28 protein-coding genes are annotated in these 26,659 nt (G+C 65.5%); 19 read left to right on the top strand and 9 right to left on the bottom strand.

Going from position 1 to position 26,659, the window contains the following annotated elements; translation table 11 throughout:
• Position 1 precedes the first annotated feature (1 nt).
• The 10 genes from CLU87_RS09545 (at position 2) to CLU87_RS09500 (ending at position 10,090) form a co-directional block, all read left to right on the top strand.
• Positions 2 to 865 (top strand): oxaloacetate decarboxylase, encoded by an 864-nt coding sequence (locus CLU87_RS09545; protein ID WP_099730291.1) that lies wholly within the window; start codon positions 2 to 4, stop codon positions 863 to 865.
• A gap of 106 nt (positions 866 to 971) precedes the next feature.
• Complete coding sequence (gene msrA / locus CLU87_RS09540; RefSeq protein WP_099730290.1) at positions 972 to 1,514, top strand: peptide-methionine (S)-S-oxide reductase MsrA; 543 nt, start codon at positions 972 to 974, stop codon at positions 1,512 to 1,514.
• Positions 1,515 to 1,724: 210 nt separating this feature from the next.
• Positions 1,725 to 2,150, top strand: coding sequence for a transcriptional repressor (locus CLU87_RS09535; RefSeq protein ID WP_099730289.1), 426 nt, complete (start codon positions 1,725 to 1,727; stop codon positions 2,148 to 2,150).
• Complete coding sequence (locus CLU87_RS09530) at positions 2,147 to 2,830, top strand: ABC transporter ATP-binding protein (protein ID WP_099730288.1); 684 nt, start codon at positions 2,147 to 2,149, stop codon at positions 2,828 to 2,830. Before CLU87_RS09535 ends, CLU87_RS09530 begins: the two co-directional genes overlap by 4 nt.
• The gene (locus CLU87_RS09525) at positions 2,827 to 4,065 is read left to right on the top strand and encodes an FtsX-like permease family protein (RefSeq protein ID WP_099730287.1); all 1,239 of its coding nucleotides are present in this window, start codon (positions 2,827 to 2,829) and stop codon (positions 4,063 to 4,065) included. Before CLU87_RS09530 ends, CLU87_RS09525 begins: the two co-directional genes overlap by 4 nt.
• Before the next feature lie 60 nt (positions 4,066 to 4,125).
• Complete coding sequence (locus tag CLU87_RS09520) at positions 4,126 to 4,377, top strand: hypothetical protein (protein ID WP_099730286.1); 252 nt, start codon at positions 4,126 to 4,128, stop codon at positions 4,375 to 4,377.
• A 41-nt stretch (positions 4,378 to 4,418) separates the two neighbouring features.
• Positions 4,419 to 5,048 (top strand): DUF3299 domain-containing protein, encoded by a 630-nt coding sequence (locus tag CLU87_RS09515; protein WP_099730285.1) that lies wholly within the window; start codon positions 4,419 to 4,421, stop codon positions 5,046 to 5,048.
• Positions 5,049 to 5,114: 66 nt separating this feature from the next.
• Positions 5,115 to 5,576, top strand: coding sequence for a hypothetical protein (locus CLU87_RS09510; protein WP_233193750.1), 462 nt, complete (start codon positions 5,115 to 5,117; stop codon positions 5,574 to 5,576).
• Positions 5,577 to 6,055: 479 nt separating this feature from the next.
• Complete coding sequence (locus tag CLU87_RS09505; protein ID WP_056065007.1) at positions 6,056 to 8,167, top strand: TonB-dependent receptor domain-containing protein; 2,112 nt, start codon at positions 6,056 to 6,058, stop codon at positions 8,165 to 8,167.
• A 300-nt stretch (positions 8,168 to 8,467) separates the two neighbouring features.
• Positions 8,468 to 10,090 (top strand): sensor domain-containing diguanylate cyclase, encoded by a 1,623-nt coding sequence (locus CLU87_RS09500; protein ID WP_099730284.1) that lies wholly within the window; start codon positions 8,468 to 8,470, stop codon positions 10,088 to 10,090.
• 63 nt (positions 10,091 to 10,153) lie between these two features.
• Here the strand turns inward: CLU87_RS09500 and modC are convergent, their stop codons facing one another.
• The 3 genes from modC to modA are packed head-to-tail and all read right to left on the bottom strand — an operon-like array spanning position 10,154 to position 12,729.
• Positions 10,154 to 11,242 carry a molybdenum ABC transporter ATP-binding protein gene (gene modC / locus CLU87_RS09495; RefSeq protein ID WP_099730283.1) on the bottom strand — a complete coding sequence of 363 codons (1,089 nt, stop codon included), beginning with the start codon at positions 11,240 to 11,242 and terminating at the stop codon, positions 10,154 to 10,156.
• Complete coding sequence (gene modB, locus CLU87_RS09490) at positions 11,239 to 11,922, bottom strand: molybdate ABC transporter permease subunit (RefSeq protein WP_099730282.1); 684 nt, start codon at positions 11,920 to 11,922, stop codon at positions 11,239 to 11,241. The genes modC and modB overlap by 4 nt, the downstream gene beginning before the upstream one ends.
• 39 nt (positions 11,923 to 11,961) lie before the next feature.
• Entirely contained in the window at positions 11,962 to 12,729 is a 768-nt protein-coding gene (gene modA, locus CLU87_RS09485) for a molybdate ABC transporter substrate-binding protein (RefSeq protein ID WP_199170811.1), read from the bottom strand.
• A 95-nt stretch (positions 12,730 to 12,824) separates the two neighbouring features.
• Between modA and CLU87_RS09480 the strand changes: the two genes are divergently transcribed.
• Positions 12,825 to 13,577, top strand: a complete 753-nt coding sequence (locus tag CLU87_RS09480) for a TOBE domain-containing protein (RefSeq protein WP_099730281.1) — start codon at positions 12,825 to 12,827, stop codon at positions 13,575 to 13,577.
• Positions 13,578 to 13,625: 48 nt separating this feature from the next.
• On the opposite strand, the gene CLU87_RS09475 is transcribed toward CLU87_RS09480, so the two are convergent.
• Positions 13,626 to 13,961, bottom strand: coding sequence for a DUF2845 domain-containing protein (locus tag CLU87_RS09475; protein ID WP_233193749.1), 336 nt, complete (start codon positions 13,959 to 13,961; stop codon positions 13,626 to 13,628).
• 200 nt (positions 13,962 to 14,161) lie between these two features.
• Here CLU87_RS09475 and CLU87_RS09470 point away from each other — a divergent pair, with 200 nt between their 5' ends.
• The 5 genes from CLU87_RS09470 (at position 14,162) to CLU87_RS09450 (ending at position 19,417) form a co-directional block, all read left to right on the top strand.
• Positions 14,162 to 14,887: a response regulator transcription factor gene (locus CLU87_RS09470; protein WP_056744825.1), complete on the top strand. Its 726-nt coding sequence runs from the start codon at positions 14,162 to 14,164 to the stop codon at positions 14,885 to 14,887.
• The gene (locus CLU87_RS09465; protein ID WP_099730280.1) at positions 14,884 to 16,281 is read left to right on the top strand and encodes an ATP-binding protein; all 1,398 of its coding nucleotides are present in this window, start codon (positions 14,884 to 14,886) and stop codon (positions 16,279 to 16,281) included. The genes CLU87_RS09470 and CLU87_RS09465 overlap by 4 nt, the downstream gene beginning before the upstream one ends.
• A 177-nt stretch (positions 16,282 to 16,458) precedes the next feature.
• Positions 16,459 to 17,544 carry an ABC transporter ATP-binding protein gene (locus CLU87_RS09460; protein WP_099730279.1) on the top strand — a complete coding sequence of 362 codons (1,086 nt, stop codon included), beginning with the start codon at positions 16,459 to 16,461 and terminating at the stop codon, positions 17,542 to 17,544.
• A gap of 59 nt (positions 17,545 to 17,603) precedes the next feature.
• On the top strand, positions 17,604 to 18,311 hold the full coding sequence (locus tag CLU87_RS09455) for an HAD family hydrolase (protein ID WP_056744831.1): 708 nt from the start codon (positions 17,604 to 17,606) through the stop codon (positions 18,309 to 18,311).
• A 149-nt stretch (positions 18,312 to 18,460) separates the two neighbouring features.
• Complete coding sequence (locus tag CLU87_RS09450) at positions 18,461 to 19,417, top strand: AEC family transporter (RefSeq protein WP_056744833.1); 957 nt, start codon at positions 18,461 to 18,463, stop codon at positions 19,415 to 19,417.
• Positions 19,418 to 19,444: 27 nt separating this feature from the next.
• On the opposite strand, the gene pdxH is transcribed toward CLU87_RS09450, so the two are convergent.
• Positions 19,445 to 20,086, bottom strand: a complete 642-nt coding sequence (gene pdxH, locus CLU87_RS09445) for a pyridoxamine 5'-phosphate oxidase (protein WP_056744835.1) — start codon at positions 20,084 to 20,086, stop codon at positions 19,445 to 19,447.
• 103 nt (positions 20,087 to 20,189) lie between these two features.
• Between pdxH and CLU87_RS09440 the strand changes: the two genes are divergently transcribed.
• The 3 genes from CLU87_RS09440 to CLU87_RS09430 all read left to right on the top strand — a co-directional run bounded on the left by CLU87_RS09440 (position 20,190) and on the right by CLU87_RS09430 (position 23,668).
• Positions 20,190 to 20,762 carry a TetR/AcrR family transcriptional regulator gene (locus tag CLU87_RS09440; RefSeq protein WP_056744837.1) on the top strand — a complete coding sequence of 191 codons (573 nt, stop codon included), beginning with the start codon at positions 20,190 to 20,192 and terminating at the stop codon, positions 20,760 to 20,762.
• A 146-nt stretch (positions 20,763 to 20,908) separates the two neighbouring features.
• On the top strand, positions 20,909 to 21,370 hold the full coding sequence (locus CLU87_RS09435) for a (2Fe-2S)-binding protein (protein ID WP_056744839.1): 462 nt from the start codon (positions 20,909 to 20,911) through the stop codon (positions 21,368 to 21,370).
• 105 nt (positions 21,371 to 21,475) lie between these two features.
• Positions 21,476 to 23,668: a molybdopterin cofactor-binding domain-containing protein gene (locus CLU87_RS09430; RefSeq protein WP_369804303.1), complete on the top strand. Its 2,193-nt coding sequence runs from the start codon at positions 21,476 to 21,478 to the stop codon at positions 23,666 to 23,668.
• Between the two features lie 373 nt (positions 23,669 to 24,041).
• Here the strand turns inward: CLU87_RS09430 and CLU87_RS09425 are convergent, their stop codons facing one another.
• From CLU87_RS09425 to CLU87_RS09410, 4 genes are all read right to left on the bottom strand, one after another.
• Complete coding sequence (locus tag CLU87_RS09425) at positions 24,042 to 24,560, bottom strand: hypothetical protein (protein WP_099730277.1); 519 nt, start codon at positions 24,558 to 24,560, stop codon at positions 24,042 to 24,044.
• 545 nt (positions 24,561 to 25,105) lie between these two features.
• Positions 25,106 to 25,414, bottom strand: a complete 309-nt coding sequence (locus tag CLU87_RS09420) for a hypothetical protein (RefSeq protein WP_099730276.1) — start codon at positions 25,412 to 25,414, stop codon at positions 25,106 to 25,108.
• A gap of 273 nt (positions 25,415 to 25,687) precedes the next feature.
• A complete protein-coding gene (locus tag CLU87_RS09415; RefSeq protein ID WP_369804302.1) occupies positions 25,688 to 25,927 on the bottom strand; it encodes a hypothetical protein in 240 nt (79 codons plus the stop codon).
• Between the two features lie 2 nt (positions 25,928 to 25,929).
• On the bottom strand, positions 25,930 to 26,343 hold the full coding sequence (locus CLU87_RS09410; protein WP_056062786.1) for a hypothetical protein: 414 nt from the start codon (positions 26,341 to 26,343) through the stop codon (positions 25,930 to 25,932).
• Positions 26,344 to 26,659: the final 316 nt, after the last annotated feature.

Raw genomic sequence — 26,659 nt, 5'->3', positions numbered from 1 at the left:
CATGACCCCTTCATCGTTCAAAGAACGCCTCCATGAACCCCGCGCCATCCTGGCCCCCGGCGTCTACGACGCCCTGAGCGCCCTGGTGGCCGAGCAGGCGGGCTTCGAGGCGCTCTACCTCTCGGGCGCATCGATTGCCTACACCCGCCTGGGCCGCTCCGACGTGGGCCTGACCACCTACACCGAGGTGGAAGACACCCTGGCACGCATCACCGAGCGCGTGCGCACGCCGGTCATCGTCGATGCCGACACCGGCTTTGGCAACGCGCTCAACACCCAGCGCACCGTGCGCGGCTTTGAGCGTGCGGGCGCGGCCATGGTGCAGATCGAAGACCAGGGCTTTCCCAAGCGCTGCGGGCATCTGGATGGCAAGACGGTGGTGCCGGTGGGCGAGATGTGCGGCAAGCTCAAGGCCGCGCTGGACGCACGCCGCAGCGCCCACACCCTGATTCTGGCCCGCACCGATGCGCTGGCCGTGGAGGGCATCGACGCCGCATTCGACCGCGCCGAGGCGTACCTGGAATGTGGTGTGGATGCGCTTTTCATCGAAGCCTTGCGCACCCCCGAGCAGATGGACGCTGCCTGCCAGCGCTTTGCCCACCGCATCCCGCTGCTGGCCAACATGGTCGAAGGCGGCAAGACACCGATCCAGAGCGCGGCCGAGCTGCAGCAGCGCGGCTTTCGCATCGTGATCTTCCCCGGCGGCACCGCCCGCGCCGTGGCGCACACGCTGCAGGGCTACTACGCCAGCCTGCACACGCACCAGACCACAGCGCCCTTCAAGGACCGGATGATGGACTTTGACGGCCTGAATGCGCTGATCGGCACGCCCGAACTGATGGCACAGGGTCGCCAGTACGAGTAGCCTGACCCGACGTGTGCCCGGTAAATCCCCTGCCCGGGCTGCGCCGGGCAATGCCGCGTACCATGCCGTGGATCTTTTCGTCTGACTTCACCGCATGGAGACCCACATGGCCCACAACCAACAAACCATCACCCTGGGCGGCGGCTGCTTCTGGTGCACCGAAGCCGTGTTCGACCGCGTGCGCGGCATCACCGATGTGGAAAGCGGCTACACCAACGGCCACACCATCAACCCCAGCTATGAGCAGATCTGCCAGGGCGACACCGGCCACGCCGAGGTGGTGCGACTGACGTTCGATGCCGACGAGATCAGCCTGGAGGAGATCCTGGAAATCTTCTTCCACACCCACGACCCGACCACGCTCAACCGCCAGGGCAATGATGTGGGCACGCAGTACCGCAGCGGCATCTACTACGACAACCCCGAGCACGGCGAGATCGCCAACGCCATGATCCGCCAGATGTCGCAAGACAAGCTGTTTGGCGCACCCATCACCACCGAGGTGAAGCCGCTCTCGAACTACAGCACGGCCGAGGCCTACCACCAGGACTACTTTGCCAACCACCCCAATGCAGGGTACTGCGCGTTTGTGGTGGGGCCGAAGGTGGAGAAGTTTCGCAAGACGTTTGCGCGGTATTTGAAGGGCTGACGCTGACGCGCTAGCAGCTGCCAAAAGGGGCGGGGTCCGGATCTTGCGCTTTGGGTTCAATGCCTGGAGGGAGCAAATTCGTTCAGAGCGAGGCTGCAGGCAGGCATAATGCAACCCGATTGCGTTATGCGCAGTTCATCCGCACCACCTATGTCTGCACCGCCTCTTCCACACGCACACGGCATCCAGCCCTGGTCCCTCCCAGCCGGAATGCGCGCCACCCGCGCCACACGGGCGTTGGCGGCAGTTTACGAAGCCCGGCCGGATGCGGCCCTGTCAGAGCCCGAGGTCGAGGCGGCCCTGGCTGCAGCGGGCGTTGCGGTCAACAAGGTTACGGTCTACCGCATGCTTGACCGTTTTGCTGCCGCAGGGCTGCTGCACAAACAGATCGATGCCGGCCGCGTGACGCGCTACGCGTTGGCCCCACAGGGGGAGGAGGGCGCGGCACCGCGGTTTGAATGCGACGACTGCCATCGCCAGTTCCGCCTGTCGCAGGGTTCTGCCAAGGTGCAAAAGGCGCTCCAGCAGGTGTTGCAGGCGCTGGCCACTGCGGGGCATGAGAGTCTGGCAGTGGACGTTGCCGTGCACGGACGCTGTGCCGACTGTGCGCACCCGGCCGAGGGCGCTGCCGCATGATCCGCACCCGGGGGCTTTCCTACACCTATGCCACGGGGGGCGCCGCGCCGCTGCGCTTTCCGGATGTGGACCTGCGCCAAGGCGGCACGCTGCTGCTGCGCGGGCGCTCGGGCACTGGCAAGTCCACCTGGCTGGCGCTGATGGCGGGCTTGCGCGGCGCCAGCGGGGGCGACCTGTTTGTGGCGGGCACCCAGCTGGGCACGCAACGCGGGGCCGAGATCGATGCCTGGCGCGCGCGCACCATTGGCTTCTTGCCGCAAAAGCTGTACCTCAGCAGCGCACTCACCGTGGCGGACAACCTGGCGCTGGCGTACTTTGCGGCCGGGCTGCCGCGTGACGATGCGGCCATTCACCGTGCACTCACCCAAGTGGGGGTGGCCGAGCTGGCCGCCCGCAAGCCGCACCAGCTCTCCGGCGGGCAGGCGCAGCGCGTGGCGCTGGCGCGGGCCGTCCTTTTGGCGCCGCAGGTGCTGCTGGCTGACGAGCCCACGGCCAGTCTGGACGACGAGGCGGCGGCCGACGCATTGGCCCTCCTGCAGCACAGCGCCGCTGCCTGCGATGCCAGCCTGGTGATTGCCACGCATGACCAGCGTGTGGTGTCCGCCCTGGCAGGTGTCCAGACCCTTGATTTGAATGAAATCGGCACGGAGTGCCGGTTGAATATGCCTGAGCAGCTATGAATTCAGGAGCATTCAAACTCGCCCGCCTGTCCTGGCGCTACCTGTGGTCCCGGCCGCTGGCTGCCGTGCTCAACCTGCTGGTGCTCACGCTGGGCCTGGCCGCCATCACTTTGGTGCTGCTGGTGGCCACACAGCTCGACAAGGCGTTTGAGCGCGACCTGAGTGGCATCGACCTGGTGGTGGGCGCTAAGGGCAGCCCGTTGCAGCTCATCCTGGCGGGTGTGTTCCACATCGACGTGCCCACGGGCAACATCCCGCTGCAAGAGGTGCAGGAGCTGCAGAAGAACCCGCTGGTGGCGCAGGTCATCCCGCTCAGCCTGGGCGACAGCTACCAGGGCTTTCGCATCGTGGGCACCACGCCCGACTACGTGGCGCACTATGAGGCCCAATTTGCCGAAGGCGCGCTGTGGCAGCAGCCCATGGACGCGGTGCTGGGCGCCAGCGTGGCGCGTGGCATTGTCAAGGCCAGCCACCGAGGCGCGCCGCTGGTGGGGGCCACCTTCATTGGCAGCCACGGCCTGGGTGGAGGAGGGCACGCCCATGGCAACCACCCCTACCGTGTGAGCGGGGTGCTGGCGCCCTGCGGCTGTGTTCTGGACCGGCTGATACTGACCAGCACCGAATCCGTCTGGATGGTGCACGAGACCGCCACGGCCAACGATGCCGAGGACCTGGAAATCATGAAGGAAGAGCGTGAGGTGACCGTAGCCCTGGTGCGCTACCGCACGCCCATGGCGGCCATCACGCTGCCACGCCTGATCAACGGTGGCACCTCGATGCAGGCGGCGGCGCCCGCCATCGAGGTCACGCGCCTGCTGCGCCTGCTAGGCGTGGGTGCCGATGTGCTGCGCGCCTTTGGCGGCGTGCTGCTGGCCGTGGCCGCGCTCAGCGTGTTCATCGCGCTGTGGAATGCCGTGCGCGAGCGCCGCGCCGACCTGGCCATGCTGCGCATGCTGGGCGCGCCGCCGGGCCGTGTGGCCGGGCTGGTGCTGTGGGAGGCGCTGTGGCTGGCCGCGCTCGCGTCCATCCTGGGGCTGCTGCTGGGCCACGGCCTGTCGCAGGCCTTGGGCTGGGCATTGCAGGCGCAGGGCTTGCTGCCGGTGACGGGCTGGATCTGGCTGCCCGCCGAAGCCGGGGTGCCGCTGCTGGCCGCAGGCGTGGCGGCCTTGGCGGCGCTGCTGCCCGCCATGCAGGCCTACCGCACCGATGTTGCCGACTTGTTGAGCCAGCCCTGATGCGGCCCCCGAGTTCTGACCTCCATAAACCCTCTAGCCACTCCACCTGAAAGTCTTTCCATGAAAAAACTTTTCGCTGCTCTCGTCCTGGCGCCCATGCTGCTCGCCGGTGCCCTGGCCCACGCGCAAGCCCACAACGACAAGGACACCCAGGAAGACGTCGCCCGCCACCGTGCCATGGCTGCCGCCCACGAGGCCGCCGCCAAGTGCCTGGAGTCCGGCAAGGGCCACGACCAGTGCCAGAAAGACCTGCAGGCGGCGTGCAAGAACCTGGCCATTGGAAAATACTGCGGCATGAAACACGCACACTGAGCGCCTGTTTTTTTGATGCTCGTTCGCCCGGAGTCCCCGCCATGTCCTGCACCTTGAAACCCTTGCCCATCCCCGGCCTGATGGCTCGCGTGGCTTGTCTGGCCGCCACGCTGGTTCTGGCAACCGGTGCGCACGCGCAGCAAGGCGGCGCCACCAAGCCCGCGCCGGGCGCTTTTGAGCGTGCCAAGGAAGGCGCGGCCGCAGCGCCAGTGCTGTCGTCGCCCCTGCCTGCGGGCGCTGGCACTGTCGTGCCATCGGGGTCGGGTGCGGGCTACCACAGCCCCAACAGCCCGATTGCCCCGCTGCCCCAGCGCAACGACGTGGTGCCCTGGTCGGTGCTGACCGACCTGAGCAAAAAGACCACCAAGGACGGCATCCTGCCGGTGTTCAACGACGCCCAGAAGGGCATGGACAAGACCACGCAGCGCATCCAGGGCTTCATGGTGCCGCTGGATGCCAAGCCGACGCAGACGCACTTCATCCTCACCTCCGTGCCGCTGACCTGCTCGTTCTGCACACCGGGCGGGCCCGAGAGCATGGTCGAGGTCAAGGCCAAGACACCCGTGCGCTATTCGCTGGAGCCCGTGGTGGTGGAGGGCAAGTTCACCGTGCTCCCCAATGACCCCTACGGCCTGTACTACCGCGTGGTGGACGCGGTGCCGGTGAAATAATCCACGGCTTTTGGCGCTGCAGGCGCTACAGCCTCCGCCGCAATCCTTTTCCCTTTCGCTCCTGACGTGACCCGCGCGCTTCTTCGCCCCCAGTACCTGCCGTCCGCCGCCCTGCGCGGCGCAGCGGTGCGGCGCATGGCGTTGGCGTGGCTGCTGCTGGCATTGGTGGTGGTGCCCACGCTGGGTCGGCTGCACCAGGTGGTGCACGGCGGCGCGCTGGACCAGGCGCATGCCGGGGTGCTGGCCGCGCCCTCTTCGTTGCCCGGGCAGCCGGCGTGGGACCTGGCCCCCACTGTGCGCCCCGCTGCCACACCCGGCCACGGTCTGTGGCTGCCCTATCTGCTGGCCCACCACGCGCCGGTGGACTGTCTGTTGCTCGACCAGCTGGCGCTGGGCGACGCATTGCATGCCGCCCCGCTGGCGCTGCCTGCGGCCGATGCGCCGCTGCCGCCGGCCTTGCATGCGGCAGGGCGGGCGAGCACACCCTACATTGCGCTATTCCACGCGCGCGGCCCACCGGTCGCCTGACGCGCAGCGCACCTCTAGGGACCCTCTGCACGAATCAAGCGGCAAGTGGGCGCAGCGGATCGGGAAGGGCTGCAAGGCGCAAAACGCAGCAATAGCGGTAGCTATTGCGAGTATTTGCAACGCGGCAGACCGCCCGAGCCCGCTGATGCACACGGCGCGCTGATTTGTGCAGAGGGTCCCTAGCCCCACCTTCTCAGCCGGCGTCCCCGCTGTGTGCCTTGCAGGGCAACGCGGCGGTGTTGTGCTTGCTGGCGCAGGGCGCGGTATGCAAGCCGCTGTGTGCAGGCCGATTTGGCGGCTGCCAGCGGCCGTACCACGGCGCGCCGCCCATCATTACTCCTGTTTTCATAGCTGCTAGCGCATATTTCACTAGCGCTTGCAGCGGTTTTATTCATCAACCCGCGCCCAGGGCGCGGGTCGGCATGCGCAGGCGCGTTGGCACCGCCAGCGCCGCGCATGCCTTGTTGCAGGCCACCACCATGACCCACACCTTTTCTACCCACCGCTTTGCTTCCCGCCGTGCACGCCCGGCGCTCCACCCTGTGGCCCTGGCGACCCTGCTGGCGCTGTCTGGCACCAGCGTTGCCACCCAGGCGCAGACTGCACCCGCGCCCGCTGCGGCGGCTGACGCTGCACCCAGTCTGCCCGCAGTCACCGTGTCGGCCAGCGGCCTGCAACTGGGCGCCAGCGACATGACCACCCCCGCCACCGTGCTGGAAGGCGATGAACTGGTGCGCCGCCGCGAGGCCACGCTGGGCGAAACGCTGAACAGCGAGCCCGGCATCACCAGCAGCCACTTTGGTGCGGGCGCCAGCCGGCCGATCATCCGCGGCATGGACGGCCCGCGCGTCAAGGTGCTGAGCGACGGCGCCGAGCTGCACGACGCCTCCACCATCAGCCCCGATCACGCCGTGGTGTCCGAGCCGCTGCTGGCCACGCAGATCGAGGTGCTGCGTGGCCCCTCGGCCCTGGTCTACGGCAACGGCGCCGTGGGCGGCGTGGTCAACGTGCTGGACGGCAAGGTGCCCACCGCCATCCCGCAAAAGGGTTACGAAGGCAGTGCCGAGCTGCGTGCCAACTCGGGGGCAGGCGAGGGCGCCGGGGCCTTTTCGCTGACGGGTGGGGCGGGCAATCTGGCCGTGCATGTGGAAGGCGTGGCGCGGGATGCGGGCGACTACCGCGTGGGCAAGGGCTGGTCGGGCGGCAGCAAGGTGCTGGGCAGCTTCAACCGCACGGACACTGGCAGCGTGGGCCTGTCGTGGGTGGGCGACCAGGGCTACCTGGGTGCGGCCTACACCCGCCAGACCGCCAAGTACGGTCTGCCCGGCCACAACCACAGCTTTGACGGCTGCCACACCCATGGCGACCACCTGCACTGCGGCGCCCACGCGGACGACGAAGCCGACGGCCATGACCACGACGCCGCAGCAGGCGATGTGCCGGTGGTGGACCTGCGCAGCGAGCGCTTTGACTTGCGGGGCGAGCTGCGCAACCCGTTTGCGGGCTTCTCGGCACTGCGGCTGCGTGCGGGTGTCACCGACTACAAACACGACGAGGTCGAAGACGGCGCCATCAGCACCACCTTCAAGAACAAGGCCTACGACACGCGCGTCGAGCTGCAGCACGAGCCCATCGGCGGCTTCAAGGGCGTGATCGGCCTGCAGACCTCGCAGCGCAAGTTCAGCGCCGAGGGCGAGGAGGCTTATGTGCAGCCCACTGTGACCCGCAAGACGGGCCTTTTCGTGCTGGAGGAGTACCGCTGGAACGACTGGCGCTTTGAAGCCGCCCTGCGCCATGACCGCCAGACGGCCGAGGCCCAGACCAGCGGCATTGAGCGCAGCCACAACGGGACCTCGGCGTCGCTGGGCGCGGTGTGGAAGTTCACGCCGGGCTACCAGGTGGGCACCTCGTTCACCCGCGCCAGCCGCGCGCCGTCGGCCGAAGAGCTGTACGCCCAGGGCCTGCACATGGCCACCAGCACGTACGAACGGGGCAATGCCGACCTGCGCTCCGAAATCTCGCAGAACATCGATGTGAGCCTGAAGAAGACCAGCGGCGACACCACCTTCGGCGTGAGCGTGTTCCGCAACCGCATCCAGAACTACATCTATGGCCGCACTCTGGACGCGCTGGACGGCCTGCAACTGCTGCAGTACAGCCAGGCCGACGCCACCTTCACCGGCATCGAAGGCCAGGTGCGCCAGCGCCTCACACGCAATCTGGGCATCACCCTGTTTGGCGACACCGTGCGCGCCAGGCTGGATGGCGGTGGATTGCTGCCGCGCATCCCGGCCACCCGCGCCGGTGTGCGGCTGGACGCCAACTGGCAGGCCTGGGAAGGCCAGGTGGAATGGGTGCAGGTGGCCCGCCAGAACCGGGTGGCCGACTTTGAAACCGCCACGCCCGGCTACGGCATGCTGAACCTGGGCGTGAGCTACAACGGCCAGTTCAGCAGCGGCACCCCCTGGCAGGTGTACCTGAAGGCCAACAACCTGACGGACCGCCTGGCGTACGCGCACACCTCGTTCATCAAGAACGCAGCGCCGCTGATGGGGCGCAATCTGACGGTGGGGGTGAAGGTGGCGTTCTGACGGGTGATGCCGTCGTGATGTGAGCGAGCCAGCGGCGGGGGAGGGCGTTGCTGGCTTGCACACCTCCCGGACCCAAACCACCGAGTCCAAAGGTGACTTGGATGCATGCCATACTCGCTTTGACGTGGTTGATTTTTCGATCCGTCCAGGCGACGCTGTCTCAGTCCCGGTGATGGCGCGCAACCGATTCGGAAATGGGATTGGCACCGCAGCAGGCCGCCCAACGCCGGGTCGCGCGACGCGCGAAGGACTTGTTTGGCGCGGCCCTGCATGAATCTGACCCATTTGCAATAGCCCTGCATGCCCACCACTCCCACGCCGTCCGCAAACCTGTTGCAACTGCTTCCTGAGGCGGTGGTACAGACCGATGCGCTGTGGGAGATCACGTACCTGAACCCGGCGTGGCACAAGCTCACCGGCCACTCGGTGACAGCGGCGCTTGGCAGGTCTTTGCTGGAGTTCGTGCATCCCGACGACATCGGCACCATGCGCTCGGGCATGCCGGTGTTCCGCTTGCGCTTTGCCGACGCGGACTACCGCTGGGTGCGTTTGCAGTTCCACCCGGAGACGGATGCGGCAGAGCGGGTGATCAGCCGCCAGGGTGTCCTGATCGAGATCACCGAGGTCACCGAGCAGGTGCTGGTGGAAATTCGCCAGCGCTTTCTGCGCTTGCTGGAAACCATTGATGGCGTGGTGTGGGAGGCTGAAATCGGGGTGGGCAATACCTTTCTGAGCCCACAGGTCGAACGCTTGTTCGGCTACTCCGTCGAGGAGTGGCGGGCTGACCCGGGCTTCTGGAGGGCGCATGTGCATCCCGATGATCTGGAGGAGGCCTTGGTGATCGACGATGCCGCCTACAACGCCACGCACAGCCATGCCTACGAGATGAGCTACCGGCTGATTGCCAAGTCGGGCAAGGTCGTGTGGGTGCGTGACCTGTGCCGCGCAGTGGTCGAACCGGGTCGCCCGAACCGCATGATCGGCCTGATGATCGATGTCACCCAGCAGAAGAATACCGAACTCGATCTGTTGCGCTCCGAAAACCGCTATTCGCTGGCGACCCGCGGATCCAATGACGGCATCTGGTATTGGGACTTGCGAACGGACGCCCTGCATGTGTCCGGGCGCTTTCTCCAGATCGTCGGGCTGGGTAGCCGCGATCATGTGTACGACGGAGGCTGGCGCTTTCTCGAGCAACTGATCGATCGCGAGGATCGCGCTCGCGTGCAGGAGGCCTACCGCAGACATCTGTCCGGAAACAGCGCGAACTTTTCGGTGGACTTCCGTGCGTTCCACGGGGCTGGGCGGCTGGTGTGGGTCAATTGGCGCGGGCTCGCCGAGTTTGAAGACGGTGTTCCCGTGCGCATGGCGGGATCGTTGAGCGATCTGGCCGAGCGTGGCAGCTCCTACGACGCACTGACCAACTTGCCCGGCCGGCCGTTGTTCCGCGATCGCCTCGCGCAACTCATCGCACTGCACCAGAACGACGGGGTGAACGGTGATGGCGAGCCAACACGCGGTGGGGCCACGATGTTTGCCGTGCTGCTGCTGGACCTCAACGGGTTCAAGGCGGTCAATGACTGCTACGGACACCATGTGGGCGACCAGCTACTGCAACAGGTGGCGCGGCGGCTCGAATCCTGCGTGCGGGCGGTGGATCTGGTCGCCCGCATGAGTGGCGACGAGTTCAATGTGCTGCTGGAGTCCATTGACCCCGCTGAAGCCAGCCAACGGGCAGAGCAGATCGCCGCCGCCCTTGCCGCGCCCTATGTGATCGGCGAACACACCGTGATCAGTGGCGCGAGTGTTGGCTTGGCCACCAGCGCATCCAGGCTGGCGACGGTCGACGACTACCTGCGCGCGGCAGACACCGCCATGTACCAGGCCAAAAGTCAGTCATTGGGCGTGTGCGTGGCCCCATAAGGCGTCGCGGCCACGCCCGGCGAGAGCGTGCGGATCCAGGCTGGAGGGCCGCAGGTGGGCACCTCAAGGAACAATCGCCACCGATTTGACCTGGGCCCACACCGCGCTGCCGGGCACCACCCCCAGCGCATGCAGGGACCGGTGGGTGACCCGCGCGAGCAGAAAAGACTCCCCACAGCGCAGCCGCACGAGCGCCTGCGAGGGGTGGGCGTCGGGCGCGACCGAGTCGATCACGCAGGGCAGGTGGTTCTGGATGCTGGTCTGCATGGGCTCCTGCACCGTCAGGCTCACGTCGCGGGCCAGCACCCGCAGCCGCACCGCCTGGCCCACCGGCAGGCCGCTGTCGCGCAGCCACATGGCGCCACCGGCAAAACCCACGCGCGCCAGGTGCCAGGCCGTGTCCCGCTCCAACACCTGGCCGCGCAGCAGCGCGCCCGCGTCGTCGCCCAGCACCATGGGCAGGTGCACCGACGACAGCACCTGGTCCACCGGCCCGGCGGCCTTGACCTGACCGCCCTCCAGCACCACCAGGTGGTCGGCCAGCCGTGCCAGTTCGTCGGCAGAGTGCGTGACATACAGCATGGGGATGTGCAGCTCATCGCGCAGGCGCTCCAGCCAGGGCATGATCTCCTGGCGCCGCGCCAGGTCGAGTGCGGCCATGGGCTCGTCCAGCAGCAGCAGGCGGGGGGAAGTTGCCAAGGCACGGGCAATGGCCACCCGCTGGCGCTCGCCGCCCGAGAGCTGGCCGGGCCGGCGCTGCAACAGACGGCCGATGCCCAGCAATTCGATGGCCGTCTGCAGCGTGGCCTCGGCCTGCGCAGACCGGGCGCGCTTCAGGCCATACCGCAGGTTGCCCAGCACGTCCAGGTGCTCGAACAGGCTGGCCTCCTGGAACACGTAGCCCAGCGCCCGCTGGTGGGTGGGCAGAAACACCTGGGTGGCATCGTCCTGCCACACCTCGCCAGCCACCACCACCAGGCCGGGGTGCGCGCGCTCCAGCCCCGCCACGCAGCGCAGCACGCTGGTCTTGCCTGAGCCCGAGGCGCCAAACAGCACCGTGATGCCGCTGCCGGGCAAGCGCAGGTCCACGGCCAGTTCAAAGTCGGCACGCGGCAGCGCAAGCCGGATGCGCAGGTCGCCGGGCGCACTCATGGCAGCACCCGCGAGCCACGGTTCTTGAGCAGCGCCAGGCACAGCAGCACCACGAACGAGAACAGCACCATGCCGCCCGCCAGCCAGTGCGCCTGGGCGTATTCCATGGCTTCCACATGGCCGTAGATCTGGGTGGAGACCACCCGTGTCTTGCCCGGGATGTTGCCGCCAATCATCAGCACCACGCCAAACTCGCCCACGGTGTGGGCAAAACTCAGGATGGCTGCGGTGAGCAGACCGGTGCGGGCCTGCGGCAAGGCCACCGTGAAAAACGCATCCACCGGGCTGGCCCGCAGGGTGGCGGCCACTTCCATCGGGCGGCGGCCCATCGACTCGAAGGCATGCTGCAGCGGCTGCACTGCAAACGGCATGGAGAACACCACCGACCCAATCACCAAGCCCGTGAAGGTGAACGACAGCAGGCCCCAGCCCATGGCCTGCGTGAACTGCCCCAGCGGCCCGGCAGGCCCCATGGCCACCAGCAGGTAAAAGCCGAGCACCGAGGGCGGCAGCACCAACGGCAGGGTCACAAAGGCGCCCACGGGCCCTTTCCACCACGACTCGGTTTGCGACAGCCACCAGGCCAGTGGCGTGGCGATCAACAGCAGCACGAGGGTGGTGAGGGTGGCAAGCTGCAGGGTCAGCCAGATGGCTTGCAGTGCTTCAGGGCCCAGAGGCATAAAAGAAAAGGGCGGTGGCGTGGATGGGGTGTGAGTATCTCAGTGCTCGTAGCCAAAGCCGCGGATGACCGCACGCGCCTTGTCGCCCTTAAGGTATTGCAGCAATGCTGCCGCCGCGGCGTTGCCCTGGCCTTTGTTCAGCAGCACGGCGTCCTGGCGGAGCGGTGTGTAGAGCGCTGCAGGGATGGCCCACACCGAGCCCTCCACCAGGCGGCCATCGGCCATCACCTGCGACAGGGCGACAAAACCGAGCTGGGCATTCTGGGTCGCAACGAACTGGTGGGTCTGGGCAATGTTCTCACCCTGCACAAACTTGGGCCGCAGAGCGTTCAGCACGCCCAGCTGGGTCATCACTTCCACGGCGGCGGCTCCGTAAGGGGCGAGCTTGGGGTCGGCCACCGCGATCTTGTCGAAGGTGCCGGATTTGAGCACCTGGCCTTGGGCATCTACCAGGCCGGGCTGCTTGCTCCACAGGGCCAGCTTGCCAATGGCATAGGTGAAACGGCTGGCATCGACCGCCAGGCCTTCCTTGGCGAGCCTGGCCGGGGTTTCATCATCGGCGGACAGCAGCAGGTCAAACGGCGCACCGTTCTTGATCTGCGCATAGAACCGCCCGGTGGAGCCAAAAGCCAGCGTGGCTTTGTGGCCGGTGTCCTGCTCGAACAGGCGGGCCATCTTTTGCATCGGGGCTGTGAAGTTGGCGGCCACGGCCACCGACACCTCACCCGCTTGGGCCGAAACCGCCACCGCCAACGAGGCGGCCAGGGACAACAGGAAACGCTTCACGACAATCTCGCTATTCTTCATTGGAATAGCGGGACTGTAGCATGTCAGCTACTGCGCTATTCCATTGATGAACAGCGATGCCTCAAGCGTCTGTACCACCCAGTTAACATGCCCGCATGAGCAATTCTTCACTGCCACTGGCCGAGGTGCTGGGCCACGAGGCCACGGACAAGCGCATCGACATCCTGCGCCGCATTGGCGAGGTGGGCTCCATTTCCGAGGCGGCGCGGGGCGCGGGCGTGAGCTACAAGGCCGCCTGGCAGGCACTGGAGACGCTGACCAACCTGGCCGGGGTGCCGCTGGTGGAGAAGGTGGTGGGCGGCAGCGGCGGCGGCGGGGCCGCGCTCACCCCAGCCGGCCAGCGGGTACTGCAGGCGGCCCATGCGCTGGCGGATGCACGCCAGCAGGTACTGGGCCGATTGAAGAGCGACGACGACGCAGCGACCGGCCGCGCCGCACTGGCGCTGCGCACCAGCATGCGCAACCAGTTTCCTTGCACCGTGGGCAAGGTGCGGGCCGTGGGAGGGCAGGTGCGTGTGCAGCTGCTGCTGGCGGATGGGCAGGCGCTGCATGCGTCCATCACGCGGGTCAGCGCCCAGTTGCTGGGTTTGAAGGCAGGGGTTGGTGTGCTGGCGCTGTGCAAGGCGACGGCGGTTCAGGTGGCCCCGGCCCCTGGCAGTCCCGCAGGCAATGCCATGGCCGGGGTGGTGCGGAGCGTCGCTCGCGGCGCCGCCCCCGAGGTGGTGCTACAGCTGCCCAGCGGCATCCAGCTGGTGGGCTTTGCCGCTGAAGGAGCCAAGGTTCGAGCGGGCCAGCAAGCCACGGCGGTTTTTGACGAATCCAGCATCGTCATCGCCGCGGCTTCCTGAGGGTTGAGGGCCTTCCAGCGCATTGGACAGGCGGGCCAGCACGCCCCGCTACCTGCTGCGATCGCCGTCGCGCACGGATTCGATCGTGCCGTTGTAGATGCGAACCACCCCCAGGAAGGTGCCTGGCCCCCGGTCGTACGTCCACTCTTCCATGGGCACACACTGGTTGGCCAGCACCGCTGCGGGACTGCCCGGGCGGTAGGGCGTCACCACCCAGCCCAGCTGCAGCATGGAAACGCACACGCCCTGGCGGTAGATGGGGTCACCACATTTTTGCAGCAGCGTCACGGGAGAGTCGCCTTTGCCCACCAGTGATCCATTGCAGCGCAGGGACTGCGAGGCCTGGGCCGGCAGCACCGTGCACAAGGCCAGTGCGGTTGCCACCAGCTGCAAGGTCCTTTGATGAAGGCCTGGCAGCGCTGTCTGGTTCCGGAGGTATCTCATGGAGGCGGTTTCGAAAATACTGCGCATTACTGTACAGCGGCACAGCCGTGGAGGGGTGCGCACCGCCTTTCGCTTCGCTTTCATCGCCTGTCCGTAGAAGCACAGTGGCCCCAGCCCGCCACAGGCGGCATGATCGGGGGATGAAACTGCTGTTGGTCGAAGACGATTTTGATCTGGCCGGGGCCCTGAGCCGCAGTCTGGTGGCCCGTGGGTTTGAGGTGTTGTGCTGCGCCGATGGCAAGGAGGCCCTGGCGGCTGCGCGGCGCACCGCGTTTGACGTGATCACGCTCGACCTGTCGCTGCCGGGCCTGGACGGGCTGGAGGTGCTGCGGCGCCTGCGCGATGGCGGCAGCACCACACCGGTACTGGCGTTGACGGCCCGCGCTGCCGTCACGGACCGGGTGGCAGGACTGGAGGCCGGGGCCGATGACTACCTGGCCAAGCCCTTTGACCTGGATGAGCTGGTGGCGCGGCTGCGGGCCCTGACGCGCCGCGTGGGGCGCGACGGGCAGTTGCGCTGCGGGGCGCTATACCGCGAGCCGGGCAGTGGCGTGTTCTACAACGATGCCTTGCCGCTGGAGCTGTCGCAGCGGGAGTCCGAGCTGCTGCGGCTGCTGATGTCGCGCGTGGACCGGGTGGTCAGCAAGGAAGAGCTGCGCACCCAGGTGTTTGCCAACACGGACGAGCAGGTGCAAGCCGACGCGGTGGAAGTGGTGGTGCACCGGCTGCGCAAGAAGCTGGTGGGCACCAACGCCGAGATCGTGACCTTGCGCGGCGTGGGTTACCTGCTGTGCGATGCCGACAGCATGGCCGCCCACAAGACGGACAAAGCCGACAAGTCCGATAAGGGCGGGGTGGCCCGGTGACGCTGCGGTGGTGGCAGCGGCGGCCCTGGCGGCCGCGGGGCGGCTCATTGCAGCGGGTGCTGCTGGTGGGCTGGCTGGTGCCGCTGTGGGGGCTGGTGGCCGTGATCTGCGTGGTGCAATGGACCTATCAGGTGCAGCATGACGCCACCGCACAAGATGAGGCCTTGCGCCAGGCGCTGGCGCACTGGCCTGCAGATCTATCAGCAGAGCCCGCCGCCTCCCTGCGTGCCCAACCCGTGCCCGGTGTCTGGTACCGCGAGAGCAATCTGGACGGCGAACGCCTGGCTGGCAGCGCCGATCTGCCGCGCGTGCCTCCCACCGAGGTGGTGCGTGACCCCGGTGCCGTGCACTTCTACCTGGCGCAGGTCGGGGACCAACTGGTGCGGGTGGCAGTGACCCTGTACCAGCCCACCGGGGTGAAGGAGGGGCAAGCCGTGGCTGCGCCCGTGGTGCGCCAGGCGGCGCGCCCGCTGGGCGAGCGCCTGCCGGGTGCGCGCCGCCTGCTGGGCGGTGGCTCGGGCCTGTGGTGGGTGGTCCTGCTGGCACTGGCGATGACCACCGTGGCGGTGCTGCTGGCGCGGGCGGCATCGGGCTGGTTGCGGCATGCGGATGTGTCGCTGATGCGGCCGCCCAGCGGCGACGTTGTGGGCACCGCAGGCCGCATCTACGAAGGCCCGTCGGAACTCGCTCCGGCCGTGCAGCATTTTGCCGAGCTCCAACACAGTCAGAGCCGCTGGATCGAGGAGCAGCGGCGCTTTCTGGCGGATGCCACCCACCAGCTGCGCACCCCCATGGCCGTGCTGCGCACCCAGCTGCAGGCCGCCATGGCGGGTGACATGCTGGTGGGCGATGCGCTGCAGCAGATGCTGCATACCGTGGACCGCGCCTCGGGCCTGGCCAACCAGTTGCTTAGCCTGAGCAAGGTGGAGCAGCTCAAGCGCATGGGCGAGCTGCCCATCGTGGACCTGAACGCGATTGCCCGCGAGGCCGTGATGGAGCTGGCACCGCTGATTGCGGCCAAACGGCTCGACTTTGCGCTGGAGGGCCCTGACACGCTGTGGGCACCCGGCGACGCAGCGCTGCTGGGCGAGCTGATGCGCAACCTGCTGGCCAACGCCATCCACCACACGCCCACCCATGGGCGGCTGGGTGTGCTGCTGCGCGACAGCACCGGGCGGCGCGAGGTGCTGGTGTGGGACGAGGGCCCCGGCATCGACGACGCCGTGCGGCAGCGACTGTTCCAGCCGTTTTCGGCGGGGAAGGGCGGGGTGGGGCTGGGGTTGTCCATCTGCCGGCAGATTGCCGAGGCGATGGGCGCCCAGGTCACGCTGTTCAACCGCATGGACGCGGGGCATGTCATCGGCGTGGATGCCGTGGTGGCCTGGGAAAGTTGATATGAAGCCCCTCTGTGTCGCCTGCGGCGCCTTCCCCCCTGGGGGACGCAGCCCTCGCTGCGGGGCGGCCCTTGCTCGGCTGCTCTGGCGCAGGGCGCGCCGGTTTCATGGGGCCCGTTGTCGTTCATTGAGCTTCCCATCGGCCTTAGACATGGCAGTCGCCAAAACGTACGCACCATGACGAACTCTGCGGGCCATCACGGCATTGAATTCAGGGATGTGTGCAAGCGGTATGGAGCATCGCCCGGCGCCCCGCTGGTGGTGGACCACATCAGCTTCAGCGTGCCGCGCGGCACGCTCACCACCATCCTTGGGCCGTCGGGCTGCGGCAAGACGACCACGCTGCGCCTGATTGCCGGGCTCGAATCTCCCACATCGGGCCGCATCTTCATCGACGGGCATGACGTGACCCCCCTCGGCCCGGCGCAGCGCAACGTGAGCCTGGTGTTCCAGAACTACGCGCTGTTTCCGCACATGAATGTCATCGACAACGTGGTCTACGGCCTGCATTTGTCGGGCCTGGGCAAACAGCAGGTGCGCGACAAGGCGCGTGCCATGCTCGACACCGTGGGCCTGCACGGTCTGGACCAGCGCAGGCCGCACGAGTTGTCGGGCGGGCAGCAGCAGCGCGTGGCCCTGGCCCGCGCGCTGGCGCTGGAGCCTGCCGTGCTGCTGTTTGACGAACCCCTGTCCAACCTGGACGCCCGCCTGCGCCGTTCCATGCGCGAGGAAATCCGGGCCCTGCAACAGCGCCTGAAGCTCACCGTGGCCTATGTCACCCACGACCAGTCCGAGGCCCTGGCCGTCAGCGACCAGATCGTGGTGATGGACCGGGGCGCCATCGCCCAAAGCGGCGTGCCCAGCGCGCTGTACGAGCAACCGACCTCCGAGTTTGTGGCCGGCTTCATGGGCGAGGCCATGCTGTTCGCGGCCCAGAACCACGCGCCCAGCCCGGGCAGCAATGCAGCCACCGGGTATGCGCAGCTGGGCCCGCTGCGTGTGCCGTCACCCGCCGCACTGTCCGCAGGCCCGGTCAAGATCGCCGTGCGGCCTGAGGCCTGGGTGATCGGCCCGGCCACATCGGCGGGCCTGGCCGCGCGGGTCACCCGCTGCACCTATCTGGGCAGCGTCATGGAATACACCTTTGCCAGCGCCCTGGGCGCCATTTTTGTGGTGTCGCCCCTGGTGGAGTTGCCGCTGGATGTGGGGGCCCCGGTCAGCCTGACGCTGGCAGACCACGGGGTGTCCGTCGTGGCCGGATGAGGCGGGCGACGTTTGCCCGTCACGCGCCACGCCGTTCACTGATACTTTTTTGATGAGCGATGCCCTTGGACTACACCGTTGCTGTTTTTGATCTGGACAACTGCCTGATGGATGCCCGGGCGGTGGGGCCCTTGTTCGAGCCCGCTTTCGAGGCTGTGCGGCAAGCCAACCAGGGCGCGTTGAGCCCGGACGCCCTTGAGCAAGCGCTGCAGGCCTGCTGGTTCACCGCGTTCGACCTGGTGGCTGAGCGCCACCATTTCACGCCCGCGATGCGCGCGGCGGGGTGGCAGCAGTTCAGCCAGATGGAGGCGAAGGCGCCGTTGCGAGGCTACGCCGACATCGAACTGCTGCCCCGCATCCCGCTGCGGCGCTACCTGGTCACCAGCGGCTTTCGGCGCCTGCAGGACAGCAAGATCGATGCGCTGGGAATCCGCCCGTGGTTCGAACAGGTGCTCATCGACGCGATTGACGCACCACCCACCGACGCCGCGCATGGCAAGCAGGCCATTTTTGAGCAGATCCTGGCCCGCGAGGGCTGCGCGCCCCGCCAGATGCTGGTGGTGGGCGACAACCCCTTGTCCGAACTGTCGGCCGGGCGCGCCCTGGGGGCCACCACCGTCCAGACGGTGCGGCCGGGGGTCGAACCCTGGCCTCTGGCCGACCACCGGGTGGAGGGGCTGCAAGGGCTGTTGGCCCTGCTGTCGGAGGATGCGCCCCGCGCCGCGGCAGATACGCCCCCAGCGGGCCCAGGCCGGGGAATTGAATGAAATCGGCGTCAAGCGCTAGTGAAATATGCGCTAATAGCTATTGAATATGTAGCAAGAATTGGGAGTGCGGTGGGCGCAGCACGCCGAGTCGGCAGGGATCATGGGAGACAATCGGCGCCCACCTTTGCCGACCTGGCGCGCTTTTCTCCGTGAACTCTCCTGTCTTCACCTCGCTGATCCCCGTCATCCTGTTCATCGCCATCGGCTTTTATGTGGGGCGGCGTGGCTGGATTCGTGCCGAGTCCGTCAAGGACCTGGCCAACCTGGTGTTCATGGTGCTCACGCCCGCGCTGCTGTTTCGCACCATGAGCACGGTGCACATCGAAGACCTCAACTTCGGCCCCGTGGGCATCTACTTTGTGGCGTTTGGCGTGGTCTACGCCGCCACGCTGGCGGTGCAGGGCTTCAACACGCTGGGCGCCGCCCGGGCGCTGGCCAACACCTTCAGCAACACGCTGATGATCGGCGTGCCGCTGGTGGGCCTGGTGTTTGGCGATGCGGGGCTGGTCACGCTGTTCACCCTGATCTCGGTGCATTCGCTCATCCTGCTGACTGCGGCCACGGTGGTGTTCGAACTGGCGGCCGCGCGCGAACACGCCGGGCGCCCGGGCGGCGTGCAGCAGCCCATGTGGCGCACCGTGCTGCAGGCCATCCGCAACGGCATCGTGCACCCCGTGCCGCTGCCCATCATTGCGGGTCTGCTGTTTGCACAAACGGGACTGGTGGTGCCCGAGGTGGTGGGCAAGCCCCTGCAGCTGCTGGGCCAGGCGCTGGGGCCGATTGCGCTGCTGCTGGTGGGGGTGACGCTGGCGTTCACCAAGGTTGGCCACCAGTTCAAGGCTGCGCTGCGCATTGCGCTGGTGAAATGTGTGGTGCACCCGCTGGTGCTGGCCAGCATGGGCTGGGCGCTGGGCCTGTCGGGCATGCCGCTGGCCGTGATGATCGTGGCAGCATCGCTGCCCGTGGGAGCCAACGTTTTCTTGTTCTCCCAGCGCTACCGCGTGGCAGAAGAAGAGGTGACCGCCAGCGTGGCGGTGTCTACCGCGCTGGGGCTGGTGACGATGCCAGTGGTGATTGTGGCTGTGACGCGCTGGGTGGCGGGCTGAGCTAACGGCCCAGGACCCTAGTTCAGGTCAGGGCGCCAGCCGCTCCCGCACCCATTCGCCCGCGTCCAGCCGGTAGCGCAGCCGGTCATGCAGGCGGCTCTTGCGCCCCTGCCAGAACTCCCACTGGTCGGGCTTGAGGCGGTAGCCGCCCCAGTGTGGAGGGCGGGGCGGTTTCAGCATGAATTGCGCCCCGTATTTGGCCGCGTTGGCCACCAGCACGCTGCGGCCTGCAATGACCTGGCTTTGGGGGCTGGCCCAGGCGCCGATGCGCGAATCCAGGGGGCGGCTGCTGAAGTATTCGTCGCTTTCCTCGTCGCTGACCTTCTCCACCACGCCTTCGATACGCACCACACGCTCCAGCTCCACCCAGTGAAACTGCAGCGCTGCAAACGGGTTGCCCGCAATCTGGCGGCCCTTGCGGCTGTCGTAGTTGGTAAACCAGACAATGCCGCGCTCGTCATAACCCTTGATGAGCACGATGCGTGTGCTGGGTCGCAGGTCGCTGCCCACGGTGGCCAGGGTCATGGCGTTGGGCTCGGGCACCTGGGCGCTGATGGCTTCTTTGAGCCACTGGTCAAACTGCTGCAGGGGGGCGGCGTGCGAGGCGTCTTCGTTGAGTTCAGCGCGCTCGTAGCTCTTGCGGAGGTCGGCGATGGAGTTCGTGGTCATGGCCACGATTGTGCATCCCCCGTACGATGTCGCTTTGCGCCAGGACATGTGCAGTGGGTTTTGATAGTGGTCGAATTTGTGTTCGTTTATATTCCTGGTTCCGATGAAACCCAAAGATGACGAGAAACAGCGCGCCATTGCCCAGGCCACCTTTGAACTGGTGGCCCAGCGGGGCCTGAGCGGCCTGACCCTGGCCGACATTGCCCGGGCAGCGGGTGTGGCCACGAGCACGCTGTACGTGTACTACCCGTCCAAGGACGAACTGATCAGCCAGCTGTACCAGGATGCCAAGACCGTGACGGCCGCGCGCATCATGAGTGGGATAGAACCTGGCATGCCCTACCGCGCACGGGTGCGCCGCGCCTGGGGTAATCTGCTGCGCCATCGGCTGGACCAATACGCCGAGGTGGTGTTCCAGGAGCAGTACTACAACTCGCCCTGGTTCACCCAGGGCAACCGCGAATTTTCGACCCGGCTGATGGCGGGCTTTTTTGCGCTGATGGAAGAAGGCCAGCAGCAGGAGATCCTCAAGGCCGTGCCCATTCCGCTGCTCACGGCCAGCCTGGTGGGCTCGGTGCGCGAGACCGGCAACCTGATCCGCACCCAGGTGCTGCCCGATGACGAGGCTGTGCACCAAATGGCGTTTGGCCTGTGCTGGGACGCCATCAAGGCGTAAATCGTGCCGCTGCAGAAACTCGAATTTTGCGGTTTAATCGAATAGTTATTCTCTTAAAACAACAAAGCGGCTTGATGTCTGCCCGCGCCGCCCTACCGATTGCGCTGTGCTTTTGAGCGCTGACCTTCATCCCAAGGAGTCCCACGATGCCCACCCTCAATATCAACGGCAAAGACACGGCCGTGGATGCCGACGAATCCACCCCCATCCTCTGGGCCCTGCGCGACACGCTGGGCATGACCGGCACCAAGTTTGGCTGCGGCCAGGCGCTGTGCGGTGCGTGCACCGTGCACCTGAACGGCGCGCCGGTGCGGTCCTGCATCACGCCCATCTCGGCGGCGGCAGGCCAGAAGATCACCACCATTGAAGCCATTGCCGCCGACGACAAGGTGGGCAAGGCCGTGCACGCCGCCTGGGTCAAGCACGACGTGGCCCAGTGCGGCTACTGCCAGAGCGGCCAGATCATGAGCGCCACCGCGCTGCTCAAGGGCAAGAAGAAGCCCTCCGACGCCGACATCGACGCTGCCATGGCCGGCAACGTGTGCCGCTGCGGCACCTACGTGCGCATCCGCGCCGCCATCCACGACGCTGCCAAGACCCTGGCCTGATTGAAGGAGACCTCCATGCACTTCGAACCCCATGCCCTGCAGGGCCAGGCACAACATTTCATGCCAAAACACCTCCAAGCGATAGTGGATAAAGCGCAGGGCGCTATGAATTCAGGAGCTTTTGATGCGTCGGAAGGTGTGGCTCGCCGCACCTTCCTCAAGGTGTCGGCTGCCTCGGGCTTTGCGCTGGGCGCGTTTCCCCTGGTGTCTGCTGCTCAGGGCGCAGCCTCTGCGGCCCCCGCTGGCCTCAAGCCGCACGAACAGCCCTCTGCCTTTGTGCGCATCGATGCCGATGGCACCGTCACCGTCACCATCAATCGCCTGGACTTTGGCCAGGGCGTGCAAACCGGCCTGCCCATGATCCTGGCCGAGGAGCTGGATGCCGACTGGAGCAAGGTGCGCAGCGTGCACGGCGACGCCAACCCGGCCTACGCCGACCCCGCATTTGGAATGCACCTCACCGGTGGCTCCAACTCCATCAAGAACTCGTATACCCAGTACCGCGAGCTGGGCGCGCGCACCCGGGCCATGCTGGTTTCGGCGGCGGCCGCCCAGTGGGGCGTGGACGCGTCGGCCCTGCGCACCAGCAACGGCTTTGTGGTCGGCCCCGGTGGCAAGAAGCTGGGCTACGGTGCACTGGCCGAAGCCGCCATGAAGCAGCCCGTGCCTGAAAAGGTCGCACTCAAGGACCCCAAGCAATTCCGCCTGATCGGCAAGCCCACCGGGCGCCTGGATGCCAAGGCCAAGTCGAGCGGCCAGCAGGACTACGGCATTGACGTGCGCCTGCCCGGCATGTTGACGGCCGTGGTGGCCCGCCCGCCCGTGTTTGGCGCCAAGGTGAAGTCCCTGGACGACAGCGCCGCCAAAGCCATCAAGGGCGTGAAGGCCGTACTTCGCGTGCCCACCGACCGGGGCGGCGAGGGCGTTGCCATCGTGGCCGACGGCTACTGGCCCGCCAAGCAGGGGCGCGACGCCCTCAAGGTGGAGTGGGACACCAGCGCGGTCACCAAGCCCGACACCGCCGCGCTGCTGGCGCAGTACCGCGAACTGGCCGCCAAGCCAGGCAATGTGGCCATGCAGGCCGACATGGCGCCGCTGGCGGGCGCACCCCACAAGATCAGTGCCGAGTTCGTCTTCCCGTACCTGGCGCACGCGCCCATGGAGCCGCTCAACTGCACCGTGAAGCTGGACGGCGACAAGGCCGAACTGTGGATGGGCACCCAGATGCCCGGCCTGGACGCGATGGCCGCCGCCAAGACACTGGGCCTGCAGCCGCAGAACGTGAAGGTCAACACGCAGATGGCCGGTGGCGGCTTTGGCCGCCGCGCCATCCCCACCAGCGACTACGTGGTGGAGGCCTGCGGCGTGGCCAAGGCGGCCCACACCGTCGGTATCACCGCGCCCGTGCGCACGCTGTGGAGCCGCGAAGACGACATCAAGGGCGGCTACTACCGCCCCATGCACGTGCACCGCGCCGAGATCGGCTTTGACGCCAAGGGCAAGATCCTGGCGTGGGACCACACCATCGTCGGCCAGTCCATCACCAAGGGCTCGCCGTTCGAGGCCTTCATGATCAAGAACGGCATTGACGCCACGGCCATCGAAGGCATGAAAGAGCCCTACGACGTGCCCATGAAGCTGTCGGTGCACCACCCGGACGTGAACGTGCCGGTGCTGTGGTGGCGTAGCGTGGGTTCTACCCACACGGCCTACGCCATGGAGACTCTGATCGACGAAGTGGCCCGTACCACCAAGCAGGACCCTGTGGCGTACCGCCTGGCCCTGATGGGCGACAAGCACCCGCGCCACAAGGCGGCGCTGCAGCTGGCCGTCGCCCAGTCGGGCTACGGCAAGAAGAAACTGGCCGCCGGCCGCGCCTGGGGCGTGGCGGTGCACGAGTCGTTCGAGTCGGTGGTGGCCTATGTGGTCGAGGCCTCCGTCAAAGACGGCACGCCCAAGCTGCACAGCATCACGGCCGGCGTGCATTGCAACCTGGTGGTCAACCCCAAGAGCGTGGAAGCCCAGGTGCAAGGCGCCGCGCTGATGGGCCTGGGCACCTGCCTGCCCGGCGCAGCAATCACGCTCAAGGACGGTGTGGTGGAGCAGAGCAATTTCGGTGACTACGCCGTGCCCCGCATCACCGACATGCCGCAGGTGACCGTGCACATCGTGCCCAGCGCCGATCCGCCAAAGGGCATGGGCGAACCGGGCCTGCCACCGCTGGCACCGGCGTTTGCCAATGCCATTGCGCAGATCACAGGCAAGACGCCGCGCGAGCTGCCGTTCAAGCTGGCTTGATAAAGCTTGTTGGAATGAGAGCGCCGGGTTTGGGAGAGCCCGGCGCTTTTTTTATGACCCATCCATCTGCTTCAGTTCGGGGTCCGACATAGCATTGCTCTGGCTGTGTTTTGGCGCGCAGTTTTCGGCCTAGCTCAAGCGGCAGAGAAATGACTGCAATGCACCCAATACCATCATTGAATGGGGCGTTGGAGACAACCAGAATCAAACGGCCATCTGCCTCCGATGCGGCGTTGATGCAGTAGTTGGCTTCAATGGTCCGCCACGATGACGTGTGGTTGAGAACTACTTGTACGCGCGCCTTCGGCGAGGATTGAGCTTCAGCTTTGGGCCCTGAGCCGACGGTCAATTTTTCCGAAACCGGTCACTGCAGCTACAACACTTGGCCCTTTGCAAACAATTCGGCGAGCTCTTTTCTTTTCTCGTCGGACCTTACTGTTTCGAGCGCTAGCATAGCTTCTGCGCGAGCCTCTTCCTCGCGCTTAAGTGCTTGAAGTGCAAATGCCTTGGAATAGTGCAGTAACCATTCCATCTCAATTCCGTTCAGCATGGAGGGCTGAAGCGTATCCAGCGCCAATTGGGGTTCCTTGTGGCTCAGCAAATGCTCCGCTAAGAAGTAACGCGCTACGACTACCCCATTGCTTCCCTCGCTTGCACCTTGGTTTAGGCAGGCCTTCAAAGCTAGTTCAAACTGCTCCCGCGCTTCCACGAATCGACCGAGCCCCGATAACAGGCTCGCGAATTCACCGTGGTAGTCAGGCAGTCCGTAGTGACAAGGGTCCGCGAATGTGAGCGCCTCCTCATAAAGAGGAACCGCATCTTCGGCTCGACCGGACTGCCAAAAATCGAAGGCTTGGCTTGCGAGAAATGATGCGCGTGGTTGGTCAATCATTGGATGATCCAGTGCCTGCGCCTGGCCGGATTCTGTCTCACAGCGAAGGACGCTTGCTGGCCATGACTGGTCAAAGCTCAGGCTCAGAGCACCCATTGTCGAATAAGCTGCCTCAGAGGCCGTTAAAAGAACTTGTGGTGGAGGGCAAGATGCCGGGCAGATTTCGTAAGGTTAGAGCAGTTAAGGCATTGAAAAAAGAGGTGGTGCGAAAGCCTATGAGGCTGCCATTTCGCAATGCCATCAAGAGACTTTCGCTAGGTCAGATTGCGTTTCTTGTTTTTGCGCTGTTCATCGCGGGGATTTCAGCAATTGCGTGGTTGCTCCCGCCACCAAAAGACGCAGAGGCAGAGTGCAAGGCGCAGTGCGCTCCGTTCATTGGGCAAGTTGGCCCCGACAAGGATTACCCGATGTCTACGCGAGGAAACTATAGAGAAAAGTGCATTTGTTCGTGACGGTAGACACTCGCCCGTGAATGTCTGCTTCTGGCCGGATTCTGCCCCACGGTGAGGGACGCTAGCGGGCCCTTAGCAGACCGAAGCCCTTGGCTACCGATTGCCTTGGAAGCGCGTCCAAGCCTCGTCCGCTAGATTTTCAATCGGTTGACCATCCTCGCACGCAATTGTGAAGTGCTGTTGATCTTTCCCAATCCTGGCAGCGCCATCCAATCCCAGCAGCAACGTGTACATCGTGTCACGTATAACGTCATCAACGATGCTTTCGATCTGCTTGTACTGGCTAGGCGTCAAATTCAAGGCAGCTATCTTCCTTGATGTCTCGCTATCGGCTTTGGTAAAGGCTGCTACCAATTCGCCTTTGAGGGAATACCAGTTCCCCACAAATTCGGATGCGTGCATTCAGATCCTTCGAGAGGCTGCTTCTGGCCGATAGTACTCATTCGTTTACCGTCACTGAATGACTGCAACACAGCCATAGCGGTTTCCCATCTCTCTCAACACCTTTGTAATCCGGAAAATGAAGACGCTTCAATTGCCGTGCTTGGAAAGCATGCAAATCGAGGCAGGACCCGTGGCCAATTCTGCTTTTAGATTGCGGAGATTGTTTTGACAATCATCGCCTGTTGTGCGCGGTCGCCAATGGTGGGTGTTGCGCCATGGGCTTGGTGGCGTTCAATACTTTAGGTCCACCCCCAGATCGCCCAGCTTTTTCGCAAAAGAGTCCCTGCGTTTTGCCGCCTTTGCCGCTGTTTCGGTGGCGGCTTGTATTGCCTTGGGGCCCTTATTCGCAGCTGCTTGGATCAGTCCGAACTTGTGGGCGGCATCTGCCTCGGCCCGCTTGAATGTGGCAATCAGTTCAGCATGCGCAATGGTTGGATTCACATCGGCTCCTGTATCAATCAGCGCCGTCACGCTTAAATTTGGACGTTGGCGCGAAGCAAGGCGGTTCTCAATTCGCGCGTGGCCGGTTTGGAAATATCCACCTTTTGCACCGCCAGATCGAACGAAGAGCCTGGCTTGATGCTGGTGGGCAGTATCTCTTTGGCTGGAAGCTTGGCAGGGTAGGTGCCTTTACCCGGACACATGCGAACGGAAAACCCGAATTCTTCGAGCAGGCCTTTTGCATACAGCTCCGCCAATTGGTGAAACGATACGAAAGTGGAGCGTTTCACGTCTTTGAGTCCGGGCTGGCTGACGTCGCGAACGAGCTCGAATTTGCCCAGTGAATCGCGCTGTGTATCAGTAAAAGGATGCAGCAAGAAAGTCTGACGAACGCCATCCTTTTTAGACACCAAAGTGTGCTCGACGGCTATATCGGTTAGCAGCATATTTTTTTCTATTTCCGCGAGTTGCGGTTTGCACGGCCACATCAGCCGGCGTGCCACCCAAAGTCGCAGATTTTGTTTTCAACCCCAGTCACTGGGGTGCACGAAGCGGCCAAAAATCACCCGCGGGGCGAGGACTTTAACTGAAGGGCCACCCATGGCAGTTCCATAGTGCGCGGCAAACGGGACGGTTCGGGTCAAAAACTGCCTGCCAATGGTGGTCGAGTGAAAGTTCGAAATCAGCCTGAGGCCGTCCGTGGCGCTGCAGACCAACCCTATTGAATGAAAAGTGCTGCTAGTGCTTTGCAGATAACCGCCA

The sequence above is a fragment of the Acidovorax sp. 59 genome, assembly GCF_002754175.1.
Taxonomy (GTDB): Bacteria; Pseudomonadota; Gammaproteobacteria; order Burkholderiales; family Burkholderiaceae_C; genus Acidovorax; species Acidovorax delafieldii.
This window is presented reverse-complemented; position numbering and strand designations above follow the sequence as displayed.

Bases quoted from the DNA above. Each gene is read 5' to 3' on its own strand.
- CLU87_RS09545 (WP_099730291.1), top strand. From the start codon at position 2: ATGACCCCTTCATCGTTCAAAGAACGCCTCCATGAACCCCGCGCCATC.
- msrA (WP_099730290.1), top strand. From the start codon at position 972: ATGGCCCACAACCAACAAACCATCACCCTGGGCGGCGGCTGCTTCTGG.
- CLU87_RS09535 (WP_099730289.1), top strand. From the start codon at position 1,725: ATGCGCGCCACCCGCGCCACACGGGCGTTGGCGGCAGTTTACGAAGCC.
- CLU87_RS09530 (WP_099730288.1), top strand. From the start codon at position 2,147: ATGATCCGCACCCGGGGGCTTTCCTACACCTATGCCACGGGGGGCGCC.
- CLU87_RS09525 (WP_099730287.1), top strand. From the start codon at position 2,827: ATGAATTCAGGAGCATTCAAACTCGCCCGCCTGTCCTGGCGCTACCTG.
- CLU87_RS09520 (WP_099730286.1), top strand. From the start codon at position 4,126: ATGAAAAAACTTTTCGCTGCTCTCGTCCTGGCGCCCATGCTGCTCGCC.
- CLU87_RS09515 (WP_099730285.1), top strand. From the start codon at position 4,419: ATGTCCTGCACCTTGAAACCCTTGCCCATCCCCGGCCTGATGGCTCGC.
- CLU87_RS09505 (WP_056065007.1), top strand. From the start codon at position 6,056: ATGACCCACACCTTTTCTACCCACCGCTTTGCTTCCCGCCGTGCACGC.
- CLU87_RS09500 (WP_099730284.1), top strand. From the start codon at position 8,468: ATGCCCACCACTCCCACGCCGTCCGCAAACCTGTTGCAACTGCTTCCT.
- modC (WP_099730283.1), bottom strand. From the start codon at position 11,242: ATGAGTGCGCCCGGCGACCTGCGCATCCGGCTTGCGCTGCCGCGTGCC.
- modB (WP_099730282.1), bottom strand. From the start codon at position 11,922: ATGCCTCTGGGCCCTGAAGCACTGCAAGCCATCTGGCTGACCCTGCAG.
- modA (WP_199170811.1), bottom strand. From the start codon at position 12,729: ATGAAGAATAGCGAGATTGTCGTGAAGCGTTTCCTGTTGTCCCTGGCC.
- CLU87_RS09480 (WP_099730281.1), top strand. From the start codon at position 12,825: ATGAGCAATTCTTCACTGCCACTGGCCGAGGTGCTGGGCCACGAGGCC.
- CLU87_RS09470 (WP_056744825.1), top strand. From the start codon at position 14,162: ATGAAACTGCTGTTGGTCGAAGACGATTTTGATCTGGCCGGGGCCCTG.
- CLU87_RS09460 (WP_099730279.1), top strand. From the start codon at position 16,459: ATGACGAACTCTGCGGGCCATCACGGCATTGAATTCAGGGATGTGTGC.
- CLU87_RS09455 (WP_056744831.1), top strand. From the start codon at position 17,604: ATGCCCTTGGACTACACCGTTGCTGTTTTTGATCTGGACAACTGCCTG.
- pdxH (WP_056744835.1), bottom strand. From the start codon at position 20,086: ATGACCACGAACTCCATCGCCGACCTCCGCAAGAGCTACGAGCGCGCT.
- CLU87_RS09440 (WP_056744837.1), top strand. From the start codon at position 20,190: ATGAAACCCAAAGATGACGAGAAACAGCGCGCCATTGCCCAGGCCACC.
- CLU87_RS09435 (WP_056744839.1), top strand. From the start codon at position 20,909: ATGCCCACCCTCAATATCAACGGCAAAGACACGGCCGTGGATGCCGAC.
- CLU87_RS09430 (WP_369804303.1), top strand. From the start codon at position 21,476: ATGAATTCAGGAGCTTTTGATGCGTCGGAAGGTGTGGCTCGCCGCACC.
- CLU87_RS09425 (WP_099730277.1), bottom strand. From the start codon at position 24,560: ATGATTGACCAACCACGCGCATCATTTCTCGCAAGCCAAGCCTTCGAT.
- CLU87_RS09420 (WP_099730276.1), bottom strand. From the start codon at position 25,414: ATGCACGCATCCGAATTTGTGGGGAACTGGTATTCCCTCAAAGGCGAA.
- CLU87_RS09410 (WP_056062786.1), bottom strand. From the start codon at position 26,343: ATGCTGCTAACCGATATAGCCGTCGAGCACACTTTGGTGTCTAAAAAG.